Below are 9,568 nucleotides of genomic sequence, written 5' to 3'. Positions count from 1 at the left end.
GCGGGGCTGCCGGCGGACTTCGCGGAGCTGTTCTCGGTGATCCTGGACGGCCGCAACGCGTCGCTGGGCGACGGGGTGCGGCGGGCGTTGGGCCGCGAGCCGCGGGACTTCGCCGACTACGCCCGCGAGGCCGCCGCCTCGGGCGTGTGGAACGCGTGACCAGCCAGAAGGGCAACACCTGCCGTCCGTACGGCAGTCCACTTGATCGTCGGTGCCGGGCGGCGCCGACCGCCTGACCGAACACCCGGCCCTGGCCGGGAGCGGTGAGGAGGCCGGCGGCCCGGACACCGGGAGGGTCCCCGCGTCGGGCGGGGACCGGGGAGACCGAAGGAAAACCGATGCGCTCGAATCAGACCGCGACCCCTGCTTCCTACACCGCCGCACAGTCCTTCACCGGCCTCGCGCCGGGCGGTACGGCCCCGGCCGTGCCCGCCACCCGGAGCAAGGCCGCCGGGCCGCTCCTGGTGGGCGCCACCGTCGCGATGGGCCTGATGGCGGGCCTGTTCTTCGCCTTCGACGTCTCGGTGATGCCGGGCCTCGCGGCGGGCGACGACCACACCTACGTGGCGGCGATGCAGCAGATCAACAAGGCGATCGACGGGAACGGGCTGTTCGGCCTGGTCTTCGTCGGCGCGTTCCTCGCCACCGGCATCGCCGCCTGGCTCCAGCACAAGGCCGGCCGGCGCCAGGCCGCGCTCTGGGCGGCGGCCGCGACGGCGCTGTACGTGGTGGCGCTGATCGTCACCATGGGCGTCAACATCCCGCTCAACAACGAGCTGGCGGCGGCCGGCGACCCGGCGCAGATCCACGACCTGGCCGCCGTACGGGCCAAGTTCGCGGACACCTGGGTCCCGGTCAACATGCTCCGCACCGCGCTCTGCGCCGGCGGACTGTTCGCGCTGACCCGCTCCCTGGTGCTGCACGGCCGCGCGGGGCGCTGAACGCCGAACCCCCGCACCGCGCCCCCGGCGGAACCCCGCCGGGGGCCTCGGCATGTCCGATACCCGCGGTGCCCGGCGGTGCTCGCCACCCGGTGCACCCACTGGCCGGTTCCGTTCGCTCGCGATCGACGGAGGGTCGCGGCGGACGGCCCCTCGGGAGCAGACTGGCGGCCGGTGCACGGGAGTTCCGACCGCAGGGGGCAGACATGACCGTACGACCCGGCAGGCGAACGGCAGTCGGCAGGATCCGGACCGCGATCGGCGCGCTCGTCGTCGCCCTGGCGGCGGGAGCGGCGGTCGCCCTGCCCGCCACCGGGGCGGAGGCGGCCGGCGCCAACGGCGGCAAGGTGGTCTACCTGACCTTCGACGACGGCCCCAGCCCCGCCTACACGCCCAAGGTCCTGGCGACGCTCGCCCGGTACGGGGTGCGCGCGACCTTCTTCGAGATCGGGCAGAACGTCGCCGCCCACCCCTCCGTGACCGCGCAGGTCGCCAAGCAGGGCCACAGCGTGCAGAACCACTCCTGGTCGCACCCGGACCTGCGCAAGCTCTCCGCCGCCGCACTCGAAGCGCAGGTGGCCGACACCGACCGGGCGATCCGCGCGCGGACCGGCCGCACCCCGAGCTGCCTGCGCCCGCCGTACGGCGCGGTGAACAGCACGGTGCGCTCGAAGGCCGCGGCGCTCGGCAAGCAGGTTGTGCTCTGGTCGGTGGACCCGGCGGACTGGTCCCGCCCCGGCGCGGCCGCGATCCGGTCACGGGTGCTGGACAACGTCCGTCCCGGATCGGTGGTCCTGATGCACGACGGCGGCGGCGACCGCAGTCAGACGGTGGCCGCGCTGCCGACGATCATCTCCACGCTCAAGGCGCGCGGGTACGGCTTCGCCACCCTCTGCGGCTGAGTCGGGCCGGCGGCAGAGGGTGGCGGGGACGGGCGGCGCGCTGGGGCCGCCCGTCGAACGGGCTCGGCCCGGCTGCTGAGCGGGTCCGGGCCGGCCGTCGAAGGGGCTCGGCCCGGTCGGCTCCGCCCGTCGAGCGGGTCGGGACCGGTCAGCTCTGCCCGTTGAGGATCAGCGCCCACGCGAGGCAGGCCAGCGCGCCGGTCGACAGCAGGGTGCGCAGCACGTTGAAGCGCACCCAGCGCGCCTCGAAGCGGCTGCGCACCGCGGCCGGGTCGGCGATCCGCTGGGGCGACCCGGCGGCCTCGAGCTCGTCGTTCAGCGGGATGTTGACCGAGCGGGTCACCCCGATCATCGCGATGTACAGCACGAGGGCGGCGATGGTCGCGGGCAGGACGTCGTGCCCGTCCGAGGGCAGGTGCAGGGCGACCGCGGCCGCGGTGGCGAGCAGGGCGCCGACGAAGCCGAGGACGAACCAGCCGTTCAGGATCGCCTTGTTGATGCGCTGCATGACCTCGATGAAGGTCCGGTCCTCGGCCCGCGCGAGCGCGGGCATGACCGAGCAGGAGAATCCGTAGAACAGTCCCGCGGTCAGTCCACAGGTGACAGTGGCCGCCACCAGGACGAGTGTGCGTGCCGTTTCCATCGTCGTGAGCCCCTCACTTCTCGCTGTCGGTACCGCTGTACTGCCGTACCGCCGTATCGCGTTCGCCGTGTCTCGGTCCATACCCCGTGGGCAGATCATCCGGCATCGGGGCGGTGCGGGCCACCTCGATCACTCAAGAGTCTCTCAAATGACGAAGCGTCAAATGATGTGTCGACGTCTACACTTGGCGGCATGGACACTCTGACGGGACTCCTCGACGGCCCCAAGGCCCGTGGCGCGTTCCTGCTGCGCTCCATCCTCACCCCGCCGTGGTCGCTGCGGATCGAGGACCGGGCCCCGCTCTCGGTCGTGACGATGGTCCGCGGCGACGCGTGGATCCTGCCCGAGCGCGGCACCCCGCTGCTGCTGCACCCCGGGGACGTGGCGATCGTGCGCGGCCCGGAGCCGTACACCGTGGCGGACGATCCGGACACCCCGGTGGACGTGATCGTCGGCCCGGGCCAGGTCTGCACCAAGGGCGGGGTGGACGTCTCCGAGGTGATGTCGCTCGGCGTCCGGACCTGGGGCCAGGGGCGGGAGGGCGACCGGGCCTCCTCGGTGGTGCTGTCCGGCACCTACCAGGCCGAGCACGAGATCGGCCAGCGGCTGCTGGGCTGCCTGCCCGCGCTGCTGGTCCGCCCGGCCGGCACCGGCGCGGACGACACCCTGGTGCACCTGCTGGCCGCCGAGATAGGGCGCAACGAGCCCGGCCAGGAGCTCGTCCTGGACCGCATCCTGGACCTGCTGGTGGTCTCCGTGCTGCGCTCCTGGCTGGCCGCCCCCGACTCGGGTGCCCCCGCCTGGTACCGCGCCCAGCACGACCAGGTGGTCGGCCCGGTGCTGCGGCTGATGCACGACGATCCGGCCACCGCGTGGACGGTCGCCGACCTGGCCCAGCGGGTCGGCGTCTCCCGGGCCGGCCTGGCCCGCCGCTTCACCGCGCTCGTCGGCGAGCCCCCGATGGCGTACCTGGCGGGCTGGCGCCTGGCGGTCGCCGCCGACCTGCTGCGCGAGCCCGAGTGCACCGTCGCCTTCGCCGCCCGCAAGGTCGGCTACAGCAACGCCTTCGCGCTCTCGGCGGCCTTCAAGCGGGTGCGCGGCGTCAGCCCGCAGGAGCACCGCCGGCTGGCCGCCACGGGCAGCCAGCCGCAGGCGGCGGGCTTCTCGGGGCCGGCGGAGACGGTGATCCTGGCGGGCTGAGCGGGCTGAGCAGGTCGTTTCCATTTGCCTAAACCATTTAGGCAATCCCATGCTGTCCGTAGGCCACCGACGCGACCGTACGGGAGAACGCACATGGCACGGGCAGGGCTGACCGTCGAACGCCTGGTCGTCGCGGGCGCCGAACTCGCCGACGAGGTCGGCTTCGACCAGGTGACCGTCGCCGCGGTCGCCCGCCGCTTCGGCGTCCGGACGGCCAGCCTCTACTCCCACCTCAAGAGCTCCCAGGACCTCAAGACCCGGATCGCCCTGTACGCCCTGGAGGAACTCGCCGACCTCGTCGCCGACGCCCTCGCCGGCCGGGCGGGCCGCGACGCGCTCGCCGCCTTCGCGGACGCCTACCGCGACTACGCGGCCCGCCACCCCGGCCGCTACGACGCCACCCGCCTGCGCCTGGACGCCGAGACGGCCGCCGCCAGCGCGGGCGTCCGGCACGCCCAGATGTCCAGGGCGCTCCTGCGCGGCTACGACCTGGGCGAGCCGGAGCAGACCCACGCGGTGCGGATGCTCGGCAGCGTCTTCCACGGCTACATCAGCCTGGAGGCGGCCGGCGGCTTCAGCCACACCGCCGTCGACGCGCGGCAGTCCTGGGACTGGATCATCGACTCCCTCGACGCGCTGCTGCGCTCGGGCGGAGTCCGTGCGACCGGCTGACCGACTGACCGGCCTCCCGTACGACCAGTCCGGCCATCCGCCCATGAGCCCGGTCTGACGACCAGGCGACCCGACGAACCGACGAACCGAAGAAGCATCATGACCACGATCACCACCCCTGTCACCGAGGACCTCCTCCACGGCCACCTCGACGTCGAACACACCCGCCGCGGCCTGCTGCCGCACCGCCTGCCCGCCGCCGCCCGCCGACGGATCCCGGACGAGCAGCTCGCGATGGCCGAGTCCCAGCCCTCCGGCGTCCGGCTGGCCTTCCGCACCCGCGCCACCACGATCACGCTGCACGCCGTCCCCACCAAGCGCGCCTACCCGGGCGTCCCGAACGTCCCGGACGGCGTCTACGACCTGCTGGTGGACGGCCGGCTCACCGCGCAGGCCGGCGTCCCCGGCGGCAACCTGCGCACCGTCGACCTCGCCACCGGTCGCTTCGAACTGACCGAAGGACCGTCCGGCAGCGCCCGGTTCACCGGCCTGCCGGAGCGGGACAAGACCGTCGAGATCTGGCTCCCGCACACCGAGACCACCGAACTGATCGCCCTCGACACCGACGCCCCGGTCGAGCCGGTCCCGGCCGGCACCCGCAAGCGCTGGCTGCACCACGGCAGTTCGATCAGCCACGGCTCCAACGCCGTCCACCCCACCGGCACTTGGCCCGCCCTGGTCGCCAACCGCGCGGGCCTGGACCTGACCAACCTCGGCTTCGGCGGCGGCGCCCTGCTCGACCCCTTCACCGCGCGCACCATCCGCGACACCCCCGCGGACCTGATCAGCCTCAAGCTCGGCATCAACCTGGTGAACACCGACCTGATGCGGCTTCGCGCCTTCACCCCGGCCGTCCACGGCTTCCTGGACACCGTCCGGGACGGCCACCCGAGCACGCCACTGCTGCTCGTCTCCCCGCTGCTCTGCCCGTTCCACGAAACCGTGCCGGGCCCGCTCGCCCCCGACTTCAGCAGCGGCACCCTCCGCTTCCGAGCCACCGGCGACCCCGCCGACGTCGCTGCCGGCCGGCTCACCCTCACCGTCATCCGCGCCGAACTGGCCCGCATCGTCGCCGACCGCCGGGCCGACGGCGACCACCACCTCCACCACCTGGACGGCCTGGCCCTCTACGGCGAGCCCGACCACGAAGCCCACCCGCTCCCCGACGGCCTCCACCCCTCCCCGGAGGCCCACCGGCTGATCGCGGAGCGCTTCGCCGACCTCTCCCTCGCCCCCGGAGGCGCCCTGGCGCCGTGACGAGCCGTGACCCGTCGGGACCCGCCGCGGCCGCCTCCCGCCGGGAGCGGCCTCCCGGCTCCGGGGCCGGTCGCACGAGCAGTCAGTTCCCTGTGCTGTACTACGTGCTCCTCCGTACACCACGTACACCGTGCACCACTTCCGGAGCCACCTCTCGATGAGCACCACCTGCCCGACCTGCGCCGCGGCGGACGAGACCGTCACCGTGCGCCTCGCCCTCCTGGACTCCGACCGGCCGCTCGACCCGCCGACGCGGGAGCTGCTGACGATGCCGTCCGAGCCCCGGGGCACGAGCGGGGCCGCGGTCGCCCTCTTCGTCCTGGCCGGCCTCATGGGCCTGCTGGGACTGACCACACTGGGCTCCGGCGACAAGGCCGCCGGCGTCGACGACGCCGCGTACCAGCTCGGCTACCACTACGGCGCGTTCCTCTTCGCCGCGGTCCTGCTGGGCATCGGACTTGCCGTCCACTTCGCCCACCGGAGCCGGCGGAGCGACGCGGCGGACCAGTGGCCGCGGACCTACGAGCAGTGGCAGCAGCTCCACCAGGTGTGGCGGGCGACCTGGCTGTGCCGGCGCTGCCGCGTCGTGTTCCTCCCCGCCGCGTCGCTGCGCCCCGACTCCGCCGCCTCCTCCGCGATACCCGCGGAGCAGTTCCCGCAGTGGTCGGTGGCCGTCGCGCGACAGGACGACCGCCCCGGCGCCCCGACCACGGCGGCCTGACCGGCTGCCCGACCACGTCGGTCCGGCCGTCCACCCGGCAGCCGGCCCCCCGGAGGCCGCATCACGTGCCGCCGCCGGGGCGGCCCGGCCGGGTCGGGTCCGTCGCCTCAGGCCCGGCGCCTCAGGAACGCGCTGATCTCGTACGGCCCCTGCCGCGCGAGTCCGACCAGCGGCTCCAGGTAGCCCAGCCACGGCGCGTCGAAGCCCTCCGGAGCCGCCACCGACAGACGGCTCCGAGCCGCGGCGACCCGTCCTGCGGCGGCCGGCAGCGCCTCGTCCTCCAGGCACCCGTACGCCTGCTCCACGAGTGCGGCCATCCTCCGCCGCCCCTTGCGGGCATGCGCCTGCTCGGCGCCGTCGCGGGCCACGAGCAACTGCTCGACCGGGATGGTGACCGCGGCTTCGAACGCGCCGAGCAGCGGCTCCTCGCACAGCTGCCCCACCACGCCCTCGGACAGCGGCGGGTTGCCGGCGACCAGCCGGTCCAGCACGGTGATGCCCAGCACCGCGTACGCGCTGGCCGTACGCCACAGCAGCACCTCCACCGCCTGCGAGAACTCGAAGGCCGCGCCGTTCAGTTCCCGCGCGACCTCGTAGTCGAGCCGCGGCGCCACCCCGTCGTCGCGGCGGCCCTCGGCGGCGTCGGCCGCGTACCTCAACCGCATCTCCACGGCGAGCGCCGACCGCCACTCCGCGTGCAGGCCGCTGACCGTGCCGTGCATCGCCGCCAGCGCGCCGTGCTCGGCCTCCGTCAACCCGTCCAGGGCCTTCCTGCTCGGGAAATCCACTTCAGCGCCTTCCGTCCGCCGACAACGTCGACGCCACGCTAGAGCCCCGCCGCGCCCGCCGCAGGCGAACCGGCCGCGCGCCACACCGATCAGGGCGAAACCCCGTAGCCCCGCCCCTCGTTCGGCACCAGCCGTACCGGCGTCGAACGAGGAGCGGGGCGGGCGTGGTCCACAGGCGGCGGGCGTCTCACGCGGCGGCCGCCCGGGACGCCGGGAGGGCGAGCGCGGTGACGACCGTGCCGCGGTGCACGCCCCAGGAGCCGGTGCGGACGGCCGGGAGGTGCGGGTGCCGGGCGGTGAAGGTGCCGTCGGCGTGCACGGTGACGGTGATGGCCGCGAGTGGAGCCCAGGTGCCGGTCAGCGGATGGACGGCCTTGTAGGCGGCCTCCTTGGCGCTGAACAGGACGGTGTCCCACGGGGCTTGGCCCTCGGGCAGCTCCGCCAGGCCGCCGCGTTCGGACGCGCTGCTGACCAGCTGCAGCACACCCCGGGGAAGCGGCCGGGCGGGCTCGGCATCGATCCCGAGCGAGGTGAGCCGCCCGGTACCGGCGACCGCGCAGGCCGTGTACCCGTCCGTGTGGGTGATGCTGCCCGTGACACCCACCGGCCACCGGGGCGCCCCGCCGGGCCCCGGCAGCAGCGGCACCGGCGGGTGCCCGAGAGCGCCCAGCGCCTGGCGGGCGAGTGCCCGGGCGGTGGCGAACTGCCGTCGGCGGCGCGGCGAACGGTCCTGGATGTACGCCGCCTCCAACGGCAGCAGCCGCTCCTCGGACGGGTCACCGAAGGACTCGGCACAGTGGACGTGGGGCGGGAGCAGCGCGGCCAGGACGCCGGCGGGGGCGGTGGTGGTCACGGTCGTCAGCGGCCGGCCGTGACCAGCAAGTGGACGTGGTGTGCGACGTGCTGCGGGGCCTCCAGCGGCACCATGTGGCCGGTGCCGGGAATCCGGTGCAGCTCGGCGTGCGGCAGTGCCGAGGCGAGCTCCTGGCTGAAGCTGGGCTTCACGATCTTGTCCTCGGTCCCGGTGATGACCGCCGTCGGCGCGGTGATCCCGGCCAGGCCCGCGCGCAGGTCCATCTCCTGGGTCGACGCGAAACAGGCGGCCCGGACGGCCGGCACCGTGGCGGCGAACAACCGGCGGTTGGCCTCCCGCGCCGCCAGGGTGGCACTCGGCCCGTGCGTCCCACCGAGCAGCCGACGGCCCAGCCACGGCGTCCCCAGGGCCCGGCTGAACAGCTTCGACCCCATCATCTTGACCTCGTTCGCCGGCGTGTTCTGCCCGTGCGAAGCCGTCGACACCAGCACAAGTCCGGCCAGCCGCTTGACACTTGCCCCGCCCTTCGCGGCGGACGGCCCGGTCGCGGACAGCCCCGCCGCCCAGGCCAGCGCCGCGTACCCGCCACCGGAGTGCCCCACCACCACGACCGGCCGCTCCGGCGTGGTGAGCGTCCCGACCACGGTGTCCAGGTCCCGCGCCAGCCGCTCGATGCCGATCGGCTCCCGCCCGGCCGTCGACGAGGCGTGACCGCGCTGGTCGTACGTGGCCACCGTGTGCCCGGCCGCCGCCAACTGGCTCGCGGTGGCGTGCCACACGGTCCGGGACGCGGCCCAGCCGTGGACGAGCACCACCAACGGCCGGCTCGGGTCGGGCTCGCCAGGCTGGTGGACGGTGATGGCGAGCCGCGCGTGGTCGTCGGTGGTCGCGGTGTGGTCGGTGGTGGTGACGGCGTGCCGGGCGGGCAGCGTGCGGATCTCGGTGATGGTCACGGCGGGCCTCCTCTTCCTCTTCCGGTGACGGTTCTTACTTCTGGTTGTCGAGGTGGTGGCGGAGGTTGCTCAGGGCGCGCTGGGTGGCGGTGGTGTGCTTGGCGGTGAGGTTGGTCAGCTTGTGGAGGAACTTGGCGAGGCCGTGCGGGGTGGTGGCGAAGGTGACGGTGAGCAGGGTCTGGGCGCCGTCGTTGTGGGGCGTGAGCTGGTACGTCGTCGTGCCGTGGAAGTGGCCGGTGTGGCTCTGGGTCAGCCGGGCGGCGGGCGTCGCGTGGGTGGTCGTGGAGGTGAACCGGAGCTTGGGACCGGGCTTCCCGACGCCACCCGTGTGGACGGTGGTCGTGGTGGTGCCGCCCTCCTGCTGGGGGCCGGTGGGACCGGGCTGGTGGGTGTTGTGGGGGTGCCACCAGGTGGTCCTGCCGTTGAGTTCGTCGACGATGGCCTCCCAGACGGCGTGGGTGGGGTGGTCCAGGATGGCCCGGTCGGTGTGGTGGATGGCGTGCATGGGGAATTCGGCCTTTCGGTCGGCGAACGGGGGCGTGCGACGGGGATTTCCTATTTCTCCGGACGCGGATTCCGGGGGTTTTTGTGTGTTAGGGGAAGATGTTTTGGCCGGGGGTGAGGGTGTGGGTGGGGTCGTAGGTGTTTTTGGCGTTGGTGAGGGTGGTCCAGTGGGG

12 protein-coding genes and 1 pseudogene are annotated in these 9,568 nt (G+C 73.9%); 7 read left to right on the top strand and 6 right to left on the bottom strand.

Features of this window, described 5'->3' with window-relative positions:
* The 3 genes and pseudogenes from ACFY4B_RS42455 to ACFY4B_RS42445 all read left to right on the top strand — a co-directional run.
* Positions 1-159 (top strand): annotated as a pseudogene (locus ACFY4B_RS42455) (NmrA family transcriptional regulator); the annotation flags it as partial.
* Positions 160-338: 179 nt separating this feature from the next.
* Positions 339-941 carry a DUF1772 domain-containing protein gene (locus ACFY4B_RS42450; RefSeq protein WP_049653286.1) on the top strand — a complete coding sequence of 201 codons (603 nt, stop codon included), beginning with the start codon at positions 339-341 and terminating at the stop codon, positions 939-941.
* A gap of 206 nt (positions 942-1,147) precedes the next feature.
* Positions 1,148-1,843: a polysaccharide deacetylase family protein gene (locus ACFY4B_RS42445; RefSeq protein ID WP_387977155.1), complete on the top strand. Its 696-nt coding sequence runs from the start codon at positions 1,148-1,150 to the stop codon at positions 1,841-1,843.
* Positions 1,844-1,991: 148 nt separating this feature from the next.
* Here ACFY4B_RS42445 and ACFY4B_RS42440 read toward each other — a convergent pair whose 3' ends face one another.
* Positions 1,992-2,459, bottom strand: coding sequence for a DUF1772 domain-containing protein (locus ACFY4B_RS42440; RefSeq protein ID WP_310593231.1), 468 nt, complete (start codon positions 2,457-2,459; stop codon positions 1,992-1,994).
* 219 nt (positions 2,460-2,678) lie between these two features.
* On the opposite strand from ACFY4B_RS42440, the gene ACFY4B_RS42435 reads away from it, so the two are divergent.
* From ACFY4B_RS42435 to ACFY4B_RS42420, 4 genes are all read left to right on the top strand, one after another.
* On the top strand, positions 2,679-3,686 hold the full coding sequence (locus ACFY4B_RS42435) for an AraC family transcriptional regulator (protein WP_375873859.1): 1,008 nt from the start codon (positions 2,679-2,681) through the stop codon (positions 3,684-3,686).
* Positions 3,687-3,779: 93 nt separating this feature from the next.
* Entirely contained in the window at positions 3,780-4,358 is a 579-nt protein-coding gene (locus ACFY4B_RS42430) for a TetR/AcrR family transcriptional regulator (RefSeq protein ID WP_074004797.1), read from the top strand.
* Positions 4,359-4,457: 99 nt separating this feature from the next.
* Positions 4,458-5,615: a GDSL-type esterase/lipase family protein gene (locus tag ACFY4B_RS42425; protein ID WP_387977151.1), complete on the top strand. Its 1,158-nt coding sequence runs from the start codon at positions 4,458-4,460 to the stop codon at positions 5,613-5,615.
* A 157-nt stretch (positions 5,616-5,772) separates the two neighbouring features.
* Complete coding sequence (locus ACFY4B_RS42420; protein WP_387977148.1) at positions 5,773-6,336, top strand: hypothetical protein; 564 nt, start codon at positions 5,773-5,775, stop codon at positions 6,334-6,336.
* A gap of 107 nt (positions 6,337-6,443) precedes the next feature.
* Here ACFY4B_RS42420 and ACFY4B_RS42415 read toward each other — a convergent pair whose 3' ends face one another.
* The 5 genes from ACFY4B_RS42415 to ACFY4B_RS42395 all read right to left on the bottom strand — a co-directional run.
* Positions 6,444-7,124, bottom strand: coding sequence for a hypothetical protein (locus tag ACFY4B_RS42415; RefSeq protein WP_387977145.1), 681 nt, complete (start codon positions 7,122-7,124; stop codon positions 6,444-6,446).
* 187 nt (positions 7,125-7,311) lie between these two features.
* Positions 7,312-7,977: a 4'-phosphopantetheinyl transferase gene (locus ACFY4B_RS42410; RefSeq protein ID WP_387977142.1), complete on the bottom strand. Its 666-nt coding sequence runs from the start codon at positions 7,975-7,977 to the stop codon at positions 7,312-7,314.
* Positions 7,978-7,982: 5 nt separating this feature from the next.
* Positions 7,983-8,891 (bottom strand): alpha/beta fold hydrolase, encoded by a 909-nt coding sequence (locus ACFY4B_RS42405; RefSeq protein WP_387977139.1) that lies wholly within the window; start codon positions 8,889-8,891, stop codon positions 7,983-7,985.
* A 34-nt stretch (positions 8,892-8,925) separates the two neighbouring features.
* Positions 8,926-9,396, bottom strand: coding sequence for an SRPBCC family protein (locus tag ACFY4B_RS42400; protein WP_049653301.1), 471 nt, complete (start codon positions 9,394-9,396; stop codon positions 8,926-8,928).
* An 88-nt stretch (positions 9,397-9,484) separates the two neighbouring features.
* A partial coding sequence (locus ACFY4B_RS42395) for a hypothetical protein (RefSeq protein WP_387977119.1) occupies positions 9,485-9,568 on the bottom strand: 84 nt, incomplete at its 5' end.

This window comes from Kitasatospora sp. NPDC001261 (genome assembly GCF_042896795.1).
In the GTDB taxonomy this organism is placed as follows: Bacteria; Actinomycetota; Actinomycetes; order Streptomycetales; family Streptomycetaceae; genus Kitasatospora.
The sequence above is the reverse complement of the archived record's forward strand: the minus strand, read 5'-3'. Positions and strand labels throughout refer to the sequence as shown.